The sequence below is a fragment of the Nesterenkonia suensis genome (assembly GCF_054782935.1).
In genome coordinates this window covers 1-20,128 of sequence record NZ_BAAGRN010000027.1, presented here as the reverse complement: position 1 = coordinate 20,128, position 20,128 = coordinate 1, and the positions used below count along the sequence as shown (strand labels likewise).

Annotated in this window: 18 protein-coding genes; 8 read left to right on the top strand and 10 right to left on the bottom strand. The window is 69.5% G+C overall.

Annotation, left to right across the window (positions count from 1 at the left end):
- Positions 1-5: 5 nt before the first annotated feature.
- Genes ACYVKI_RS14505 through galK form a run of 3 tightly spaced genes read left to right on the top strand, consistent with a single transcriptional unit; the run spans position 6 to position 3,075 of the window.
- Complete coding sequence (locus ACYVKI_RS14505; protein ID WP_460691079.1) at positions 6-803, top strand: DeoR/GlpR family DNA-binding transcription regulator; 798 nt, start codon at positions 6-8, stop codon at positions 801-803.
- Positions 800-1,906, top strand: a complete 1,107-nt coding sequence (gene galT, locus ACYVKI_RS14500; protein WP_460691078.1) for a galactose-1-phosphate uridylyltransferase — start codon at positions 800-802, stop codon at positions 1,904-1,906. Before ACYVKI_RS14505 ends, galT begins: the two co-directional genes overlap by 4 nt.
- Positions 1,903-3,075 (top strand): galactokinase, encoded by a 1,173-nt coding sequence (gene galK, locus ACYVKI_RS14495; protein ID WP_460691077.1) that lies wholly within the window; start codon positions 1,903-1,905, stop codon positions 3,073-3,075. The genes galT and galK overlap by 4 nt, the downstream gene beginning before the upstream one ends.
- A gap of 22 nt (positions 3,076-3,097) precedes the next feature.
- On the opposite strand, the gene ACYVKI_RS14490 is transcribed toward galK, so the two are convergent.
- From ACYVKI_RS14490 to ACYVKI_RS14480, 3 genes are read right to left on the bottom strand one after another with little or no spacing between them, the layout of a single operon-like run.
- Positions 3,098-3,349, bottom strand: coding sequence for a CopG family ribbon-helix-helix protein (locus ACYVKI_RS14490; protein WP_460691076.1), 252 nt, complete (start codon positions 3,347-3,349; stop codon positions 3,098-3,100).
- Between the two features lie 45 nt (positions 3,350-3,394).
- The gene (locus ACYVKI_RS14485) at positions 3,395-3,784 is read right to left on the bottom strand and encodes a VOC family protein (RefSeq protein ID WP_460691075.1); all 390 of its coding nucleotides are present in this window, start codon (positions 3,782-3,784) and stop codon (positions 3,395-3,397) included.
- On the bottom strand, positions 3,781-4,131 hold the full coding sequence (locus tag ACYVKI_RS14480; protein ID WP_460691074.1) for an ArsR/SmtB family transcription factor: 351 nt from the start codon (positions 4,129-4,131) through the stop codon (positions 3,781-3,783). Before ACYVKI_RS14480 ends, ACYVKI_RS14485 begins: the two co-directional genes overlap by 4 nt.
- Positions 4,132-4,342: 211 nt before the next feature.
- Here ACYVKI_RS14480 and ACYVKI_RS14475 point away from each other — a divergent pair, with 211 nt between their 5' ends.
- A complete protein-coding gene (locus ACYVKI_RS14475) occupies positions 4,343-5,641 on the top strand; it encodes an ABC transporter substrate-binding protein (RefSeq protein WP_460691073.1) in 1,299 nt (432 codons plus the stop codon).
- A 145-nt stretch (positions 5,642-5,786) separates the two neighbouring features.
- The gene (locus ACYVKI_RS14470) at positions 5,787-7,826 is read left to right on the top strand and encodes a beta-galactosidase (RefSeq protein ID WP_460691072.1); all 2,040 of its coding nucleotides are present in this window, start codon (positions 5,787-5,789) and stop codon (positions 7,824-7,826) included.
- A gap of 170 nt (positions 7,827-7,996) precedes the next feature.
- Here ACYVKI_RS14470 and ACYVKI_RS14465 read toward each other — a convergent pair whose 3' ends face one another.
- Positions 7,997-8,752, bottom strand: coding sequence for a DUF305 domain-containing protein (locus ACYVKI_RS14465; protein WP_460691071.1), 756 nt, complete (start codon positions 8,750-8,752; stop codon positions 7,997-7,999).
- A 195-nt stretch (positions 8,753-8,947) separates the two neighbouring features.
- On the opposite strand from ACYVKI_RS14465, the gene ACYVKI_RS14460 reads away from it, so the two are divergent.
- Positions 8,948-10,393, top strand: a complete 1,446-nt coding sequence (locus ACYVKI_RS14460) for an LVIVD repeat-containing protein (RefSeq protein ID WP_460691070.1) — start codon at positions 8,948-8,950, stop codon at positions 10,391-10,393.
- A 108-nt stretch (positions 10,394-10,501) separates the two neighbouring features.
- Here ACYVKI_RS14460 and ACYVKI_RS14455 read toward each other — a convergent pair whose 3' ends face one another.
- From ACYVKI_RS14455 to ACYVKI_RS14430, 6 genes are all read right to left on the bottom strand, one after another.
- Positions 10,502-12,115 carry an aldehyde dehydrogenase (NADP(+)) gene (locus ACYVKI_RS14455; protein WP_460691069.1) on the bottom strand — a complete coding sequence of 538 codons (1,614 nt, stop codon included), beginning with the start codon at positions 12,113-12,115 and terminating at the stop codon, positions 10,502-10,504.
- 42 nt (positions 12,116-12,157) lie between these two features.
- On the bottom strand, positions 12,158-13,126 hold the full coding sequence (gene kdgD / locus ACYVKI_RS14450; protein ID WP_460691068.1) for a 5-dehydro-4-deoxyglucarate dehydratase: 969 nt from the start codon (positions 13,124-13,126) through the stop codon (positions 12,158-12,160).
- 207 nt (positions 13,127-13,333) lie between these two features.
- Positions 13,334-14,212, bottom strand: coding sequence for a LysR substrate-binding domain-containing protein (locus tag ACYVKI_RS14445; RefSeq protein WP_460691230.1), 879 nt, complete (start codon positions 14,210-14,212; stop codon positions 13,334-13,336).
- 145 nt (positions 14,213-14,357) lie between these two features.
- On the bottom strand, positions 14,358-15,032 hold the full coding sequence (locus ACYVKI_RS14440) for a FadR/GntR family transcriptional regulator (protein ID WP_460691067.1): 675 nt from the start codon (positions 15,030-15,032) through the stop codon (positions 14,358-14,360).
- A gap of 31 nt (positions 15,033-15,063) precedes the next feature.
- Positions 15,064-16,197: an L-talarate/galactarate dehydratase gene (locus tag ACYVKI_RS14435; RefSeq protein WP_460691066.1), complete on the bottom strand. Its 1,134-nt coding sequence runs from the start codon at positions 16,195-16,197 to the stop codon at positions 15,064-15,066.
- Between the two features lie 105 nt (positions 16,198-16,302).
- The gene (locus ACYVKI_RS14430; protein ID WP_460691065.1) at positions 16,303-17,310 is read right to left on the bottom strand and encodes a LacI family DNA-binding transcriptional regulator; all 1,008 of its coding nucleotides are present in this window, start codon (positions 17,308-17,310) and stop codon (positions 16,303-16,305) included.
- Positions 17,311-17,427: 117 nt separating this feature from the next.
- On the opposite strand from ACYVKI_RS14430, the gene ACYVKI_RS14425 reads away from it, so the two are divergent.
- Both ACYVKI_RS14425 and ACYVKI_RS14420 read left to right on the top strand, forming a co-directional pair.
- Positions 17,428-19,101, top strand: coding sequence for a flavin monoamine oxidase family protein (locus tag ACYVKI_RS14425; RefSeq protein ID WP_460691064.1), 1,674 nt, complete (start codon positions 17,428-17,430; stop codon positions 19,099-19,101).
- A 13-nt stretch (positions 19,102-19,114) separates the two neighbouring features.
- The gene (locus tag ACYVKI_RS14420) at positions 19,115-19,957 is read left to right on the top strand and encodes a carbon-nitrogen hydrolase family protein (RefSeq protein ID WP_460691063.1); all 843 of its coding nucleotides are present in this window, start codon (positions 19,115-19,117) and stop codon (positions 19,955-19,957) included.
- The last annotated feature ends 171 nt before the right edge of the window (positions 19,958-20,128 follow it).

The window sequence follows — 20,128 nt, the reverse complement described above, 5'->3', positions numbered from 1 at the left end:
CCTCCATGCTGGCAGCCCAGCGTCAGACCCGCATCACCGAGATCGTCCAAGCCCAGGGTGCCGTGAGCGTCACCGACCTGGTGGACCAGTTCGGCGTCTCCGACATGACCATCCGCCGTGATCTCGACGCCCTCGCCGGACGCGGAGTCGTCGTCAAGGTCCACGGCGGAGCCGTGCTCAGCCAGGCCCGCCGCACCGAGGAGCCCGGCTTCGACGCCAAGTCCGGACAGATGGAGGCGGAGAAGGCCGCCATCGCCGAACAGGCCGCCCAGCTGGTCCAGCCCGGCACGTCCGTGGCGCTCTCCGCCGGCACCACCACCTGGGCGCTCGCCCGCCGTCTCTGCGCCGTCGAGGATCTCACGGTGGTCACCAACTCCACCCGGATCTCCGACGTCTTCCAGTCCGACCCCCGGCCGGACCGCACCGTCATCCTCACCGGAGGCGTCCGCACCCCCTCTGACGCGTTGGTGGGACCCCTGGCGGCGGCCGCGCTGCGCACCCTGCACGTCGACCTCGCGTTCCTGGGTGCCCACGGAGTGGCCGTCCCGGAGGGCTTCACCACCCCCAACTTCCTCGAGGCCGAGACGAACCAGGCGCTGCTCGCCACCGCTCAGCGGCGCATCGTCCTGGCCGACCACAGCAAGTGGGGCGTGCTGGGCGTCTCCACCTTCGCCGAGCCCGCCGACGTCGACACCGTCATCCTCGACGACGCCCTCCCCGACGGGGCGGCCACGGCCCTGCGCGACCACATCGACGAGGTCCTCCTCGTCAGCCCCCGCCATTCCAGGAGAGAGCACCGGTGAACAGAACCCACGCCACACTCGCCGACGGCCGCGAGGTCTTCTTCTACGACGATGCCCCCCGCAGCCGCACCGTCCATGACCGGCGAGACATCACTCGGCCCGGCGGCGGCTCGGAGCTGCGCTGGGACGCCTACCTGGGGGAATGGGTGACCGTAGCCGCCGCGCGTCAGCATCGCACGCACAAACCCGCCACGGACGACTGCCCGCTGTGCCCCTCCACCGCCGAACGTGCCACCGAGATTCCGCAGGAGGACTACGACGTCGTCGTCTTCGAGAACCGCTTCCCCTCGCTGGCCGGAGGTCCCGCGCTGCCCGGGGACTTCGCCGGACAGGCCATCGCCGCCGGGGAGGACCTCACCGCGCTGCGGCATCCAGGCGCAGGCCGCTGCGAGGTCGTGTGCTTCACCCCGGAGCACACCACCTCGCTGGCCCAGCTGGACGCCCGCCGGCTGCGCACCGTCGTCGACGCCTGGGCGGACCGCACTGCCGCCATGCTGGACCGGCCGGAGGTCGACCAGGTCTACTGCTTCGAGAATCGGGGAGAAGAGATCGGGGTGACGCTGCACCATCCGCACGGGCAGATCTACGGCTACCCGTTCACCACTCCGCGGACGGCTCGGATGCTCGAGCAGGCCCGGGCCACGCGGGAGGCCACCGGGGAGGACCTCTTCGCCCGCATCCTGGCCGCCGAGCAGGCCTCCGGGGAGCGCATCATCGCCAGCTCCGCACACTGGACCGCCTTCGTGCCCGCCTGGGCCCGCTGGCCGGTGGAGATCCACCTCATGCCCCACCGGGGGGTGCGCACTCTGCCGGAGCTCACCGATGCCGAGCGTGACGACTTCGCCGCCCTTTATCTGGACGTCCTGCAGCGGGGGGACCGGATCTTCGGCGCCCCGCTGCCCTATATCTCAGGCTGGCATCAGGCTCCCGCCTCGGCCGAGGGCACGGACTTCCGGCTGCACCTGCAGCTGTTCTCCATCCGCCGGGCCGAGAACAAGCTGAAGTACCTGGCCGGCTCGGAGTCCGGGGTGGGCGTGTTCATCAACGACATCCCGCCGGAGCAGATGGCCCAGCGGCTGCGCGAGGCAGGTGAGGCGGCGTGACCCTGCAGGACGGTCGGCTTCGCGCCGAGACGCTCCAGGCCCGGTTCGGGGAGATCTTCGGTGAGGCGGCCGACGGCGTCTGGGCCGCCCCGGGACGGGTGAACCTCATCGGCGAGCACACCGACTACAACGACGGCTTCGTGCTGCCCTTCGCCCTGCCGCAGTCCACCCAGGTGGCAGGCCGAGCGCGCGGCGACGCCACGGTGTGCGTGCACTCCCTCTTCACCGGCGAGACCGTCGAGTTCGCCCTGGCCGAGCTGCGGCCAGGGGGCGTGGACGGCTGGGCCGCCTATGTGGCCGGCATATGCTGGGCGCTGCAGGCCGCCGACGTCGCCCTCACCGGTGCCGACCTGCTGATCGACTCGGACGTCCCGCATGGGGCGGGGCTGTCCTCCTCGGCGGCGCTGGAGTGCTCGGTGGGGCTGGCCGTCGTCGAGCTCTCCGGCGTGGGGCTGGAGCCGCTGGAGATGGCGCGGATCGCCCAGCGGGCGGAGAACGAGTTCGTGGGCATGCCGTGCGGACTGATGGATCAGATGATCTCGATGCTCGGACGGGCCGGGCATGCGGTGCTCTTCGACACCCGCTCGCTCACGCCGTCTCCGGTCCCGCTCGCACCCGAGGGCGACGCCGAGGTGCTGGTGATCGACACCCGAGCCCCGCACCGCCTGGTCGACGGCGCGTACGCGGCACGACGTCGGCAGTGCGAGCAGGCCGCAGACGCGCTCGGGGTGGGCTCCCTGCGTGAGCTCAGCGACACCACCGTCGAGGTGGAGGAGCTGCTGGCCCCGCTGAGCGAGGAGACCCTGCGTCGTCGAGCCCGGCATGTCATCACGGAGAACCGCCGGGTCCTCGAGACGGTGGAGCTGCTGCGCGTCGGCGACCTCGCCGCCGTGGGGGAGCGGATGACCGCCTCCCATGTCTCGCTGCGGGATGACTATGAGGTCACCGTCGAGGAGATCGACCGGGCCTTCGAGGCCGTCTGCGGCGCCGGGGTCCTCGGGGCGCGGATCACCGGCGGCGGCTTCGGCGGCTGCGTGATCGCCCTGGCCCCGGTGGGTGTGCATGATCAGGTCGCGGCGGCGGTGGCGGACGCGTTCGCAGAGGCCGGATTCACCGCCCCGACGGTGTTCCGGGCGCCGCCCTCCGACGGCGCCCGCCGCGTTCTGTGAGGGGCAGAGGAGACGGCCCTGCTCATGCATGCAGTCCGAGGACGCGGCCCAGCCCGTCGTCGATGGCACGCATGAGGTGCGCAGGCATCGATCCATCGGTGTTCACGACATCCACCACGCTGTCGATCGTCGAGGTGGTATCGGTGGCGTCGAGTTCATCGGCATAGCGTTCCGCTGCCCTGGCGGAGAACTGGGACCTGTTCATCCCGTGTTTCTGGGCGACACGTTCTGCGCGCCTGAACGTCGCATCTGGTACGGAGATGGCGGTCTTCATGGCACGTGTATCACTGAGTATGACTCGGTCGACCAGGGGGTGCGGTCAGCCCTTGTGCTGGAGCAGCTGGATGAGATTGCCGCAGGTGTCGTCGAGGACCGCCATCAGGGCAGGGCCGACGTCCATCGGCGGCTGGGTGAACTCGACGCCCAGAGCGGTGAGCCGCTCGTGCTCGGCGTGGACGTCGTCCACGGCGAAGGAGGCGAAGGGGATGCCGTCGGCGACCAGCGCCTCCTTGAACGGTTCCACCGCCGGGTGTCCGCTGGGTTCGAGGACCAGTTCGGTGCCGTCCGGGTCCTCGGGGGAGACCACGGTGATCCATCGCGCCTCCCCCAGCGGGATGTCGTGGCGGACCTGGAACCCGAGCGTCTCGGTGTAGAAGGTCAGGGCGCGATCCTGGTCGTCGACCATGATGCTGAACTGATGCAGTCTCATGAGGGGTCCTCTGTGCTGGGGGTGCTGGGGGTGCTAGGGGTGCTGGGGGTGCTGGGCCCGGCTGCCCGAAGGGCCCGTGCCGGGCGGAGCCAGCGGTCCACGAGGGACTCCAGCGGTGTGGTGTCGAGGCGGTGGATCTTGAATCGGCCGCGGCGCGAGGTCTCCACCAGGCCCGCCTCCTCCAGCATGTCGATGTGCTGGGAGATGGCCTGGCGCGAGAGGCCGAGCTGGTGCGTGGCATAGAGCCGCGAACAGATCTCGAACAGCGTCTGCTCGTCGTGCTCGAGGAGCCCGTCGAGGATCGCCCGCCGTGTGGGGTCGGCCAGGGCTTTGAAGACGTCGGCCATGAGCTGACTTTAGGCAAGTGATCACTTGCCTGTCAAGGGTTGATCTGCCGATCGCACCGCCCGCCTCGCCGGCTCGGACTGCGCTTTCCGACCCGTATTGACAGGTGAGTGGCGTCACATCTATCGTGAGAGAAAATCGTTTCAACGCCGGATGGTCAGATCTCTGATGATCCAGGCGGCATTGCACGCACCTGCAGATGGAGTTCCCCTCATGCCCAGCCCCCGTTCATGCGCGATCGGCCGCACCGGCCGTCCCCTCCGTTCCGCCAGACTTGCCGCGGCGGCCACTGTCGGTGCCCTCGCCCTGACCGCCTGCGGGGGCGACGACGGCGGCGACGTCGAGCTGAGCTTCGCCTGGTGGGGCTCCGACTCCCGTCATCAGGCCACCCAGGAGATCATCGACGCCTTCGAGGAGCAGAACCCCGGCATCACGGTCACTCCGGAGTTCGGCGACTGGTCCGGCTACTGGGACCAGCTGGCCACCCAGACCGCCGCCGGAGAGATGCCGGACATCGTCCAGATGGACGACGCCTACCTGCGCGAATACGCCGACCGTGGTGCCCTGCTCGACATGGACCAGGTGGACACCTCCGCCCTGGATCCGGACGTGGTGGAGAACGGCCGCACCGAGGACGGGCTGATCGGCCTCACCACCGGCATCAACGCCATGGTGATGATGGCCAACCCGGACATCTTCGACCAAGCCGGCGTGGATCTGCCCGATGACACCACCTGGACCTGGGACGACTACCGGGAGATCACCTCCACCATCAGCGAGAACGTCGACGGCGTCTACGGCGCCACCGGCCCGGGTCAGCCGGCCGACCTGCAGATCTGGCTGCGCCAGCAGGACAAGAACCTCACCACCGACGACGGCGAGCTCGGCTTCACCGAGGAGGACGCCGCCGAGTACTTCGAGCACCTCTACGAGCTCATGGAGGAGGGTGGCTATCCGCCGGCCTCGGTGATCGCGGAGGACCAGACCCCCGGTCCGGACGAGTCCATGACCGCCTCGGGTGAGGTGGCGATGGGCATGTGGTGGACCAACCAGCTCTCTGCGATGTCCGGTGCGGCCGGCACGGACCTGGTCCCGCTGCGCATGCCCTCCCACACCGGCAGCGCCGAGGACAACGGCATGTGGTTCAAGTCCACGATGCTGATGTCGGTGGCCTCCACCACCGATCACCCGGAGGAGGCCCAGCAGTTCGTGGACTTCATGATCAACTCTGCGGAGGCCGGTGAGGCCAATCTGACCGACCGCGGTCTGCCGACGAACCTCGAGGTCCGTGAGTCAGTCGTCGACCAGATCGACGGCGCCGACCTGACCTCGGCCGAGTTCATCGAGGAGATCGAGGGAGAGATCGGGGAGCCCGAGCCCGTGCCGGCCATGGGGTTCTCCGCGATGCAGCAGATCCTGCAGCGCTATGAGCTGGAGGTCTTCTTCGACCGGCTCTCCCCGCAGGACGCCGCCGCGCAGATGATCTCTGAGATGGAGACCGAGCTGCGCTGATCCCCTTGCACCCCGTCAAGATTCCCTGACCCCTGTCATATTCGAGGGGTAGGGGAATCTTGACGGGGCTTCATCGACCCGGGGTCCCCGGCCCGGGGCTTCACCGACCAGGGCTCCCCGGCCCCGCGATCAGGAGATGAGACGCATGACCGCCCCGGAGCACGACACCACCTCCCGCGACACCACCCGCCTCGGCTGGCCAGCGGTGCACGGCCTCGCCTACGGCGGCGACTACAACCCCGAGCAGTGGCCCCAGGACGTCCGGGAGGAGGATGTCGAGCTCATGCAGCAGGCCGGGGTGAACCTGGTCAGCGTGGGAATCTTCTCCTGGGCGATGCTCGAGCCCCGCGAGGGTGAGTATGACTGGGGCTGGCTCGACGAGGTGCTGGACCGTCTCCACGGTCGCGGAGTCTCGGCGGCACTGGCCACCGCCACCGCCTCCCCGCCGCCCTGGCTGACCCACCGGCACCCGGAGATCCTTCCGCAGGATGCCGACGGCACCGTCTACTGGCCGGGTGCGCGGCAGGCCTATTCCGTCTCCTCCCCAGTGTTCCGCGAGTATGCGCTGCGGATGACCCGGGCGATCGCGGAACGTTATGCGCAGCATCCGGCCCTGGCCCTGTGGCATGTGGGCAATGAGCTGGGTTGCCACAACGCCCATGACTTCTCCGACGACGCCGCGGCGGCCTTCCGCGCCTGGCTTCAGGCCCGCTACGGCACGGTGGAGGAGCTCAACGCCGCCTGGGGGACGGCGTTCTGGTCCCAGCGGTACAGCAGCTTCGAGGAGGTCCTGCCGCCGCGCAAGGCTCCGATGTTCGTGAACCCCACCCAGCAGCTGGACTTCCATCGGTACTCCTCGGACGAGCTGCTGGCCTACTTCCGGGAGATGAAGGACATCCTGCGCGAGGTGACCCCGAGCGTCCCGGTGACCACGAACTTCATGTGCACCACCCGGTCCAAGACCATGGACTACTTCTCCTGGGCCGCAGAGATGGACGTCATCGCCACCGATCACTACACGATCGCCGACGACGACGAGCGCCACATCGAGCTGGCCTTCAGCGCCGATCTCACCCGTGGTGTGGCCGCAGGGCGCCCCTGGATGCTGATGGAGCACTCCACCAGTGCGGTGAACTGGCAGCTGCACAATCGCACCAAGTCCCCGGAGGAGATGCTCCGCGATTCGCTGGGGCATGTGGCCCGCGGAGCGGATGCGGTGATGTTCTTCCAGTGGCGGCAGTCGGCCGCCGGGGCGGAGAAGTACCACTCGGCGATGGTCCCGCATGCCGGCCCGGACTCCGAGGTCTTCGGCACCACCGTCCGGCTGGGGGAGACGCTGCGGGCTCTGGAGCCGGTGAAGGGGGCCACCGTGGACGCGCGCGTGGCGCTGGTGTTCGACTATGAGGCCTGGTGGGCCTCCGAGCTGGACTCCCATCCGCGCAACGACTTCTCCTATCCGGAGGAGGTCATGCACCTCTATCGGGCGCTGTGGCTGGCCGGGGTGACAGTCGACGTCGTCCACCCCTCCGCCGACCTCGCGAGCTACCGTGCCATCGTGGTGCCCTCCCTGTATCTGGTCCGGGATGAGCACGTGCAGGCGTTGGCCGATACCGCCGAGGCCGGGGCGTCGGTGCTGATCAGCTTCTTCAGCGGCATCGTGGACGAGCACGACGCCGTCCGGCTGGGCGGCTATCCCGGGGCGTTCCGTGAGCTGCTGGGCATCCGCACCGAGGAGTTCTGGCCCCTGCAGGGCGAGGAGTCCCACGCCTTCCACGGCGGCGGCCGTGGCGAGTTCTGGGCGGAGAACACCCATCTGGGGGGTGCCGCCGCGGTGCACACCTGGGCCGAGGGTCCGCTGGCCGGGCGGCCGGCGGTCACGCGACGTCCGGTTGGCCAGGGTGCGGCCTGGTACTTGGGCACCCGCCCCGACGCCGCCACGCTGCGTCGGCTCATGGGCTCGGTGCTCGATGAGGCCGGCGTGACGGCTGTGGTCGAGGCGCCGGAGGGCGTCGACGTCGTGCGCCGCCACGGCGAAGACGGAGAGACGTATCTCTTCGTGCTCAATCACACGGGGCAGGACGCCGTCATCGCCGCCGATGGCCGTGAGCTGATCACCGGCGCCGAAGTGGGTGGAGACCTGACCGTCCGGGCGGGGGAGGTCGCCGTCGTCGCGGAGGGTGGCTGAGGCCCCGGTGTCGGAGCCGACAGGAGTCGGCTCCACGCGCGAGTCCCCTGGAATCGTATCCCGTTGACGAGATCTTATGAGCTCGCACCCCCCCCAATGTGGAGGGTGTGATCTCCCACATGGGGTGCTTTCTGTGTGCGGCTGAGCGGGGAGGGCCTGACGCTTTCGCCTCAGAGCTCGTCCAGCAGCTGCTCCAGTCGGGAGATCTCCGCAGCCTGGTCGGAGTGCACGTGGCCGGCGAGCTCCTGGACGGCCAGGTCGATGCCGTGGGCCTGGGCGCCTTCGCTCATCTCCAGGGCGCCCTCATGGTGGACGATCATGCCTTCGAGGAAGAGGCGGTCGAACTCCTCGCCCTCGGTCTGCCGCAGTGCTGTCATCTCCTCCTGGCTGAGCATCCCCGGCATCGGAGTCTCGCCGTGGGAGTGGGTGCCCGGTGAGGGGATCTCGCCCTCGGCGACCTCCCGGGCCTCCTGAGGGACCGGCTGATCGCGGGCCTCCAGCCAGTCCGCCATGTAGCCGATCTCGCCCTTCTGGGCCAGGTGCATCCGCTCTGCGAAGGTGACCAGCTGCTCAGACTCCGCGCGGGCCGGGACCAGGGCGGTCATCTCGAGGGCCTGGGCATGATGGGCGATCATCATGGTCATGAACTCCGTGTCCACGTCATTCCACTCGTCGCTGAGAACCTGTACACCCTCAGAGTCCTCCGGGTCCACCCGCTCGGTGTCCTCCCCGGGCCCGGAGGGCAGCAGCACCGAGGATGACGGCGCGGCCGCCTCCTCGGGCCCCGGGCCCTCATTCCCGCAGCCGGCCAGGGCGAGTGCGCCGCCCAGCAGCGCTGCGCACAGGACCATCCGATGACGATCAGACGTCGGCCGTGCGGCGGAGCCTTGATGCTGACCTGGGGTGATGAGGGTGAGGAGTGTCACAGAGAAGTCTCTCCATCAGTAGGTGATCGGGCGAACAATTCTGTGGTCAACCCTAGACCTGAACTAGTTGATTCGTAATACTACCTGTATCCGATCTAGGAGGTGTTGACGCCCGTGCGTCTTCCACGAATCACTCGACATCAGGCGAAGGCCGGTGCGGGTGCGACCATGTCCGTGTTGCTGGCTGGAACTGTCATGACCCTGTCGGCCCCGCTCGCCGCCGCTGCCCCGGACGACGGCTCCACCGTCCCCGAGGACGCCTTCAACGAGGGTGCCTTCCACGAGGACTTCTTCAGCGAGGAGGAGGTCAGCGAGGAGGCCTTCGACGAACAGGAGGTCATCGAGCGGCTGAACCAGCTGGAGAGCGGCCCCGGGGAGCCCGACGTCGGGCCCGGCGAAGTGGCCAGCCACAACATGGAGCATCTGAGCAACGTGCCGAAGAACGGGCCGCTGCAGTCCACCGGCTCCGACATCGCCTTCCAGGGCGAGTACGCCTATGTGGGCAATTATGACGGCTTCACCGTCTACGACCTCGCCGACCCGGCGAACCCCGAGCAGCTCGTGCAGGTCCACTGTCCGGGCCCGCAGAACGACGTCTCGGTGTACAAGGACGTTCTGGTGCTCTCCGTCGACGCTCGTATGGAGGACGACACCTGCGGCGCCGACCGCACCTCCGACACCCAGGAGTACTGGGAGGGGCTGCGGATCTTCGACATCAGTGACCCGTCCTCGCCGGAGTATGTGAAGGCTGTGGAGACGAAATGCGGCTCCCACACCAACTCGCTGGCGCCGGCGAAGCACGGCAACATGCTCTACGTCTACGTCTCTTCGTACTTCCCGAACCCGGCGCTGGCGAACTGCCAGCCGCCGCATGACCTTATCTCGGTGGTGCAGATCCCGGTCAACGCGCCGCACGCCGCCAAGGTGGCCTCCGAGCCGGTGCTGTTCCCCGACGGCGGCTACGAGGGCGATGACCGCGGCGGGTACACCGCGACCAGCGGCTGCCATGACATCACCACCTACATCGAGCACGACCTCGCCGCCGGCGCCTGCATGGGCGACGGCATCCTGATGGACATCTCCGACCGCAAGCGGCCGAAGGTCATCAGCCAGGTGCGTGATGTGGAGAACTTCGCCTTCTGGCACTCGGCGACGTTCAACAATGACGCCAGTAAGGTGGTCTTCACCGATGAGCTCGGCGGCGGCGGCTGGGCCACCTGCACCGAGGAGTTCGGCGAGACCCTCGGCGCGAACGCCATCTATGACATCGTCGACGGCGAGCTGGAGTTCGCCTCCTACTACAAGATCCCGCGCATCAACTCGGAGAACGAGAACTGCGTGGCGCACAACGGCTCGCTGATCCCGGTGGAGGGCCGCGACCTGATGGTGCAGTCCTGGTATCAGGGCGGCGTCTCGGTGTTCGACTTCACCGACTCGGCGAACCCGGAGGAGGTCGCCTGGTTCGACCGCGGCGAGGGCATCAGCGACGGCGGCACCTGGTCGTCGTACTACTACAACGGCTACGTGTACTCCTCGGACCTGTCCATCGGCTTCGACACGTTCCAGCTGGACCCGTCCATCGACGGTGATGCCCGCCGGGACCTGACCGAGCTGAACCCGCAAGGTCAGGAGAGCTTCTGATCACCCCTGGCTGATCACGCGTGACTGATCAGCGCTGATCTGCACAGACAGAAGGGCCGAGCCGGAGATCCGGCTCGGCCCTTCTGTCTGTGTGTGGATGGGGCGGGGTCAGCCGTTGAGCTGGATCTGTCCGTCCACCCGCCGGTTGAGGCTCCACGGGTTGGCGGCCTGCATGGGGGCGGGCAGCAGCTCCTCGGGCAGGTTCTGGTAGGCCACCGGGCGCAGGAACCGCTCGATCGCCAGCGTGCCCACGCTGGTGGTCCGGGAGTCGGAGGTCGCGGGGAACGGTCCGCCGTGGACCATCGCGTGGCCGACCTCCACACCGGTGGGCCACCCGTTGGCCAGGATGCGCCCGGCCTTCTGCTCCAGGACCGGCACCAGGGGCCGGGCGGTCTCGTGGTCGGCCTCGGTGAGGTGCAGGGTGGCGGTGAGCTGGCCCTCCAGGCGGCCTGCAGCGGCCAGCAGGTCCTCGACGCCGTCGTAGCGGACCACCAGGGAGGCCGCGCCGAAGATCTCCTCGTGCAGCACCGAGTTGTCCAGGAACTGCGCGGTCGTCGCGCTGAACACCACCGGGGCGGGGGCGTTGGCGCCGTCGCCGGTGCTGCCGCGGCCGACCAGCTCCACGCCGGCCTGGGTGCCCAGCTGCTCGACCCCGGCGTTCCAGGATTCGGCGATGGACCGGGTGAGCATGGTCTGGCCGCTGAGCCCGGCGGCGGTCTCACCGACGGCGGCGACGAAGGCGTCACCGGCCTCACCGGTCGGCACGAAGACCAGGCCCGGGGAGGTGCACAGCTGCCCGGAGGACCCGGTCACCGAGGTCAGGTAGGCGGAGGCCAGGTTCTGCACGGACTCCGGGCCGCCGGAGAGTGCGCCGTCGAAGAGGAACACCGGGTTGATGGAGCTCATCTCCGCGTACACCGGGATCGGCACTTCCCGTGCCGCGGCGGCCTTCATCAGGGACACCCCGGCAGCACGGGAGCCGGTGAAGCCCACCGCCTGGATGACCGGGTCGGAGGCCAGCGCCTGGCCGATGGAGGCGCCCGGGCCGTAGATCAGCGAGAACACGCCGGGGTGCAGGTCGAAGGCCGCGACGGCGTCGGTGATCGCCCGGCCCACCAGCTCGGAGGTCCCGGGGTGGGCGTTGTGGGCCTTGAACACCACGGGGCAGCCGGCGGCCAGGGCGGAGGCGGTGTCGCCGCCGGCGGTGGAGAAGGCCAGCGGGAAGTTGGAGGCGCCGAAGACGGCCACCGGCCCCAGCGGGATGCGGCGCTGGCGGACGTCCGGCTTCGGCAGCGGGCTGCGCTGCGGGTCGGGGGTGTCCAGTCGGGCGCCCCGGAAGTCGCCCTGCCGCACGACGGCGGCGAAGAGCCGCAGCTGGTTCACGGTGCGTCCGCGCTCACCGACCAGGCGTGCCTCGGGGAGGCCGGTCTCCGCCATGGCGCGGGTGGTGAGCTCCTCGTCGAGGGCGTCGATGTTCGCGGCGACCTGCTCCAGGAAGGCGGCGTGGGTCTCGGGGTCGAGCTGGGAGAAGCTCGGGCACGCCTCCGCGGCCGCGGCGGTGGCCTCGGCGAGCTGGGATTCGTCGATCAGCGTGTACCCCGGTTCGAGCACCTCATCGGTGGAGGGGTCGAAGCCGGTGACGGTGCGGCCGGTGCCGGTCACGGAACGTCCGGCGATGAGCGACTGCCCGGTGAGGGTGGATGCGGTGGTCTGTGCGGTCATGCTCAGCTCCTTGTGGGTGCGGGGCGTCTGATGCCGATCCTCTCAGACGGCGGAGAGGGCGGGGGTGGGGTTCGCGGGGCGGATTCCGGCGGCCTCGATCAGGTCGCGGAGGTCCTGCAGGTCCTCGGCGGCGAGGTCCTGCAGCGGCGGGCGGACGGGGCCGGCGTCGCGTCCCACGGCCTTCAGTCCGCCCTTGACGATGGAGACTCCGTAGCCCTTCACCCGGTCCCGGATCTCCAGGTACGGCAGCACGAAGCGGGTGAGCTTCTCGGTGACGGCGGCGCGGTCCTGGCGGCGCACGTCGGCGTAGAACTCCAGGGCGAACTCGGGGACGAAGTTGTACATGGCCGAGGAGTAGGTGCTCATGCCCAGCTGCAGCATCGGCAGGGCGAAGGTCTCGGCGGTGGGCAGTCCGCCCAGGTAGAAGAGCCGGTCGCCGTTGGCGGCGACCACTTTGGTGACGGCCTCGATGTCACCGGTGGCGTCCTTGAAGCCGATGAAGTTCTCGTGGGTCTCCGCCAGCCGGGCGACGGTCTCGGCGGAGTAGACCGCATTGGCGCGGTTGTAGACGATCACGCCGATGTCCGTGGCCGCGCAGACGGCGTCGACGTGGGCCTGCAGGCCCTGCTGGTCGCATTCGGTGAGGTAGGGCGGCAGCAGCAGCAGTCCCTGGCAGCCGGCCGCCTCGGCGGCCTGCGCGTTGGCCACGGCCTGGGAGGTGGACCCTCCGGCGGAGCCGAGCACCGGCACGTGGGCGCCGGCCTCCTCCACCGCGAGCCGCACGATGCGGGCGTTCTCCTCACCGGTGAGGCTGAACCCTTCGCCGGTGCCGCCGGCGGCGAACAGCCCGGCCACGCCCTGGCGCGCCTGCCAGTCGAGGTGCTCGCGGTACCGGTCCTCGTCAATTGTGAGGTCCTCGGTAAAGGCCGTGACGGGGAAGGAGAGCAGTCCGTCCTTGAGGTGGGCGGCGAGCTCGGCGGGGCTGAACTGCTGGGCTGGGTGCTGGGACACGAAGGGACCTTCCGATGAGAGGCGGGGCCGGATGTCGGCCGTCGGGGAGGAGCACTCGGGTGCGGCGTGTGCCGCGGGCGAGCCATGACCTTCACTGTAGGAACGCGCTCGGAGGGGCGTCCAAGGCCGCTTTTGTATGGGGATATGCCGTGGAGGTATGACAGAGGCTGCAGTCATGCGCCTGAGGTTCAGTCAGCTCCGCGTGGTTCACGGTGACTCCTCGAGGACGGCGAGCAGTCGGCGCAGGGCCGGGTTCTGGTGCCCGCGGCGCCAGATGGCGTGCAGCTCGACGTGGTCGGTCTGGTCCGCCAGGGGCAGGTGCCGCACTCCGGGGACACCGAGCCGCTGAGCGGATTCGGGGACGAAGGCGACTCCGCGTCGGGCGGCCACCAGCGAGACCATCGTGAGGATCTGGCTGACCGTGTGGACCACGTTGCCGTGCTGGATCGGCACGTTGCGGATGGCGAGGTCGTAGAAGTAGCGGGCGGTGGTGGGGGAGTACATGATCAGCGGGGCCTCCTGGAGGTCCTCTCCGGTGATCGGCCGGCCCAGGGCAGTCAGCGGGTGCTCCTCCGGGACGGCGAGCAGCAGCGCCTCGGACTGCAGGAGCCGTGATTCGAAGTGCTCGGGGTCGATGGGCGGGCGGGCGAGGCCGAGATCGAGTTCGCCGTGGGTCAGAGCGTCGACCTGTTCTCGGGTGACCTGCTCATGCAGGTCGATGTCGACGTCGGGCAGCTGCTCGGCCAGGGTGGTGAGCAGGCTGCCCAGCACGGAGAAGCCGGAGGCGGCGGTGAAGCCGATGCGCAGCACTCCGGCCTGTCCGCGGGCGATGCGCCGGGCGGTCAGCGGAGCCTGCTCGGAGGCGATGAGCAGCTTTCGTGCATCGGCGAGGAAGGCGGTGCCGGCCGTGGTCAGGGCGACCTTCCGGTTGTCGCGCTCGATGAGCTGCACGCCGACCGTCTTCTCCAGCTTCTGGATCTGGCGACTCAGCGGCGGCTGGGTCATGTTGAGCCGCTCGGCGGCGTGGCCGAAATGCAGCTCCTCGGCGACGGCGACGAAGCTGCGGATCTGGTCCAGCGTGAACACCATGCACTCCAAGTATTGATAGAGGGAATTGTGATCCCTTTCCGGCATCATCGTGTCATGTAGGTGACAGGCCTTCAAGGTGATGCGCCCGCGATCCGGTCGTGATGCCGAAGAGGCATGGCACGGTGCCGGGTGGGGAGGGTGCTCAGTCCGCGAGCACCCGCCGTCGTGAGGCGCTGAGGTGGCTGCGCATCGCCGCGGCGGCCGCGGCGGGATCACCCTCGCGGACGGCGTCGAGCACTGTCTGATGCTCGGCCAGCGGCTGGCTGACCGGTCCGGCGTCCTCCCCGGAGGACAACCGGGTGCGTGGCATGGCGATCATCGCGGGGCCCAGCTGTTCGACGGCGGCGAGCAGGTGCGGATTCCCGGAGGCGACGGCGAGCTCGCGATGGAAGGCGTAGTCCTGATCGACCGCGGTGGCCGGATGATCGGCGCCTGCGGTGAAGGCGTCGAGCGTGGCCTGCAAGGCTGCCAGCTGGGCGGGGCTGCGGCGTCCGGCGGCCAGGGCGGCGGTCTCACACTCCAGCGCCGTCCGGTACTCGATGAGGGCGACGCGCTCCTCGGGAGTGCGCGGCGGTGGCGGAGCGTCAGCTCGGTGCTGGACCGGCGGGGTGAGGACGAAGCTGCCGGCCCCGCGCCGGGTGCGGATCAGCCCGGCCGCCTGCAGGCGCCCCAACGCCTCACGGACCACGGTGCGGCTGACGCCGTGGGCGGCGATCAGCTGCGCCTCGGAGGGCAGCTTCTCGCCGACGGCGATCTCGCCGTCGAGGATCTGACGGCGCAGGGCCTCGGTCAGCGCGGCGGTGCGGTGGATGCTCATGCGCAGATTCTGCCTGACGGAGGGGGCCGGCTCAGCGGGTGCCGAACTCCACCGTCTCGGTGGTCCAGGCGCGGGCCTGCTCGCTGAGCGTGATGCCCAGGCCCGGCCGGTCAGGCACCAGCATGCGGCCGTCCGCGATCTCCAGGCGTTCCTCGAACAGCGGGTTCAGCCAGTCGAAGTGCTCCACCCAGGGTTCGGTCGGGTAGGCGGCGGCCAGGTGCAGGTGGATCTCCATCGCGAAATGCGGGGCCAGTCCGAGCCCGGCGCGGTGAGCCAGGGTCGCGAGCCGCAGGAACGGGGTGATGCCGCCGACGCGTGGCGCGTCCGGCTGGATGATGTCGCAGGAGCGGGCATCGATCAGCCGCTCGTGCTCCGCGACCGAGGCCAGCATCTCCCCGGTGGCGATCGGGGTGTCCAGGGCGGTGGCCAGCGCGGCATGACCGTCGGCGTCGTCGGCGTCGAGGGGCTCCTCGATCCAGGTGAGGTCGAACGCCTCGAGGCGGCGGCCCATGCGCAGGGCGGTGGTGCGGTCCCACTGCTGGTTGGCGTCGACCATGAGCGGGACCTCGTCGCCGAGGTGTGCGCGCACCGCGGTCACCCGGCGCAGGTCCTCGGCGGTGTCCGGCAGGCCGACCTTGATCTTGATGCCGCCGATGCCCTCGGCCAGGGACCGATCGGCGCGTGCGGTGATCTCCTCGACGGAGGCGTGGAGGAAGCCGCCGGAGGTGTCATAGGTGCGTACGGAGTCCCGGTGGGCGCCGAGCAGCTTGGCCAGCGGCAGGTCCGCTCTCCGGGCCTTCAGGTCGTAGAGCGCGATGTCGATGGCAGCCAACGCCTGGGTGGCCACGCCGGAGCGCCCCACCGAGGCCCCGGCCCAGAGCAGCATGTCGTACAGCTTGGCGATGTCGTTCGGATCCTCGCCGATGACGTTCCCCGCGACCTCCCGGGCATGGGCGTACTGCGCGGGGCCGCCGGCGCGTTTGGAGTAGGAGAACCCCACGCCATGATGGCCCTGGGCGGTGGTGATCTCGGCGAAGAGGAAGACGACCTCGGTCATCGGCTTCTGGCGGCCGGTGAAGACCTTGGCGTCGGAGATGGGGGTGCCCAGCGGCAGCGTGGCGGTGGAGAGCCGGATGTGCCGGATGGTGTCAGGGGAGCAGGTCATGGCAGTGATCGTATAAGTGGATAACCTGTATGACTACTGCTGCTTCAGCATCGTGTGATGCCTGTGCGGTGATGCCCGTGCGGTGGTGCTCCTGAACGCCTGAGCTCAGGCCCCGACCGTGGACTCGCGCGGCACCAGCGTCGGGGTGAACACCGGATGCTGGACCGGCGCGTCCGGATCGTCGATCGCCGAGACCAGCAGCTCGGCCGCCCGCTCACCCATCTCTGCCGCGGGCTGCCGCACGGAGCTGATCGGCACCGTCGCTGAGGCGGCGAACTCGATGTCGTCGTAACCGATCAGCGCGATGTCCCCAGGGACCTGCACACCGGCACGGGCGAGCTCCTGGAGCACCCCCAGGGCCACCAGATCATTGGTCGCGAAGATCGCATCAGGCCGCTCGGCCGCAGGCAGGTCCAGCAGGTCACGGGTGGCCTGGCGTCCGGACTCTGAATCCATGGCGCCGGTGTCGCACATGCGCACGCTGACGCCGTCGTGCTCCTGCGCCGCAGCCTCGGCACCGGCATAGCGGTGCGCCACCTGCCGGATGTTCAGCGGGCCACCGATCACCACGAGACGTCGTCTTCCGTGGCTGATCAGATGGTCCGCGGCCAGGCGCCCGCCGAGACGGTCGTCGGTGGAGACCGAGGAGAACTCGTCCGCCCCGGATTTGCGGTCCACGATCACCACGGCGGTGCCCCGTTCCTTGAGGCGCCGCAGGCGGGGCAGCACGTCCCCGACCGGCGAGATCAGCAGGCCGGCCACCCGCTGCTCCTCGAACAGGCGTAGGTGGGCCAGCTCGCGCGTGCTGTCCTGCCCCGAATTCCCCAGCAGCAGGGGGCGGTTCATCTCGACCAGCCCCTTCTCCGCGCCGGAGGCGACGTCGGCGAAGAACGGGTTGGCGACGTCGAGCACGATCATCCCCACGGCGCGATTCTGCCGCTGGCGCAGCTGCCGGGCGGCGTCGTTGCGCACGTAGCCCAGCTCGTCGATCGCGGCCAGGACCCGCTCACGCGTGGCGGAGGAGACCTTCTCCGGGTGATTCAGCGCGTTGGAGACGGTCGCCGGCGAGACGCCGGCATGTGCTGCGACGTCCCGCACTTGAGCCATAGCCATGGGGACAGGATACCCATGACCTCCCGTCGGGGAGGAGTTCACGGGCGGATGCCTCGGTGACATGGTGCGATGCGTGAGGTGTTGCTAGCATCACCTCGACTGACCAGAGAGGATGCAATGACGCAGACGCCAGACCGGTTGACGGCTTTCGGGCCTGACTTTCCCTTCCCCTACGACCGGTGGCTGGAGCACCCCGCCGGGCTGGGGAGCCTGCCACCCGCGGCCCACGGGCGAGAGGTGGCGATCATCGGCGGCGGCATCGCCGGACTGGTGGCAGCCTATGAGCTGATGCGTCTGGGGCTGCGCCCGGTGGTCCACGAGGCCGAACGACTCGGCGGACGGCTGCGTTCCGAACCGTTCCGCATGCCCGGCCAGGATTCCTCAGAGGTCATCGCCGAGCTCGGCGGCATGCGGTTCCCCCGCTCCTCTGCGGCCTTCTACCACTACGTCGACATGCTGGGCCTGCAGACCGCCCCGTTCCCGAATCCGCTCACCGAGGCGGCCGGCAGCACTGTGATCGAGCTCGGTGGTGAGTCCTGGTATGCCCGCACGCTCGAGGATCTGCCGCAGCTGTTCCAGGAGATCGCCCATGCCTGGGACGGCGCCCTGGACTCGGTGCTGCACCTGAACGCGCTCCAGGAGGCCATGCGCCGGCGGGACGCCGCGGCGGTCAAGCAGATCTGGGACGAGCTGGTGCCGGCCTGGGACGACCACAGCTTCTACGAATTCATCGCCTCCTCCGAGGAGTTCTCCCGGCTGTCCTTCCGGCACCGGGAGGTCTTCGGCCAGGTGGGCTTCGGCACCGGCGGCTGGGACTCGGACTTCCCCAACACCATGCTGGAGATCCTGCGGGTCGCCGTCTGCGAGTTCGACGACGACCAGCACCTCATCCGCGGCGGCGTCGAGCAGGTGCCCCGCGGCATCTGGGCCCGCCCGGTCGACGACGCGGCCCATTGGCCGGCGGGCACCTCACTGGCCGAGCTGCACGAGGGTACCCCCCGAGGTGCGGTGACCCGGGTGTCCCGGGCTGCGGACGGGCGATTCGCCGTCGTCGACGACACCGGGGAGGAGCGCCGGTACGACGCCGTGCTGGCCACCTGCCAATCCTGGCTGCTGACCACCCAGGTGGACGTGGAGGAGGAGCTGCTCTCCCAGGAGCTGTGGATGGCGCTGGACCGTACCCGCTACATGCAGTCGGCCAAGACCTTCGTCGTGGTGGACCGTCCCTTCTGGCGCGACGTCGACTCCACCTCCGGGCGGGAGGCGATGAGCATGACGCTGACCGACCGGCTGACCCGCGGCACGTACCTGTTCGACGACGGCCCCGACCGGCCCGGGGTCATCTGCCTGAGCTACTCCTGGATGAGCGATGCGCTCAAGATGCTGCCCCACCCGGTCCAGCGCCGAGTGGACCTCGCCCTGGATGCGCTGAGCCGGATCTACCCCGACGTCGACATCCGCTCCCACGTGATCGGCGAGCCCATCACGGTCTCCTGGGAGAACGACCCCTACTTCCTCGGAGCGTTCAAGGGGGCCCTGCCCGGGCATTACCGCTACAACGAACGCATGTACTCCCACTTCGTCCAGCGGGACCTGCCGGAGGCCGAGCGCGGGATCTTCCTGGCCGGAGACGACATCTCCTTCACGCCCGCCTGGGCGGAAGGGGCGGTGCAGACTGCGCTCAACGCCGTCTGGGGGATCATGACGCACGTCGGCGGATCGAGCGCCCCGGAGAACCCGGGCCCCGGGGACGTGTTCGACGAGCTGCGGCCCGTGCGGCTCCCGGACTGAGGCGGGTGAGGAGATGACGGCTGTGGACGCCACGGTGGAGTCCCTGACCCTGGCTCTGGCGCAGGTGCCGCCGGTGGAGATCGGCGACGACGCCGTCGAGCGTGCGCTGTCTCGGACGGACCGTCTGGCCGCCGAGGCCGCGACGGCCGGTGCGGACCTGCTGGTGCTTCCGGAGATGCACCTGAGCGGCTACGCCATCGGCCGGGCCGCCGTGGAGGCGTTCGCCGAGGAGTCGGGTGGGCCGGCGCGGACGCGGATGGCGGAGATCGCCAGGACGCACGGCGTAGCGATCTGCCACGGGTTCCCCGAGCGCGACGGTCCGTGCGTGTACAACAGCGCGGCGTTCATCGACGAGCGGGGGACCGAGCTGCTGCGCTGGCGGAAGCTGCACCGCTTCGGAGACGTCGACGCGCGGCAGTTCGACAGGACAGGTTTTGCCGAGGAGGGGCTGTCTGGTGCGGGGTTGGTGGCCGACTGGCGCGGCTGGAGCATCGGCCTGGCCATCTGCTACGACGTGGAGTTCCCCGAGACCGCGCGGCGGCTGGCGCTCGCCGGAGCGGACCTGGTGGTGGTGCCGACAGCGAACATGGTCGGCTTCGAGGCGGTCTCCCGACTGCTGGTGCCGGCCCGAGCGCTCGAGAACCAGATGTATGTGGCCTACGCGAACTACACCGGGGCCGACGAGTCGTTCGAGTACAACGGGCTGAGTCTCATCGCTGGGCCCGACGGCGCCCCGGTGGTCTCTGCCGGTGTGGGCGAGGAGCTGCTGGTCGGCCGGGTCAGCGCAGCGGAGTTGGCGGAGTCCCGCCGGGCGAACCCCTACCTGCGGGATCGGCGCGACGACCTGCTGAGCTGAGTGGGTCAGGCGACGGAGAGGCGTCAGTGCGGCAGCGGGGCCGTAGGCAGCAGACGTACGGCTCAGTGTCGTCGTCGGCTGGTCTCGTAGAGGACGGTCACACCCGCACGGGAGCCTGCGGTGGCCTGGTGTGTGGCGATGAGGTCGGCACGGCCGTGGGGTGTGAGGGCA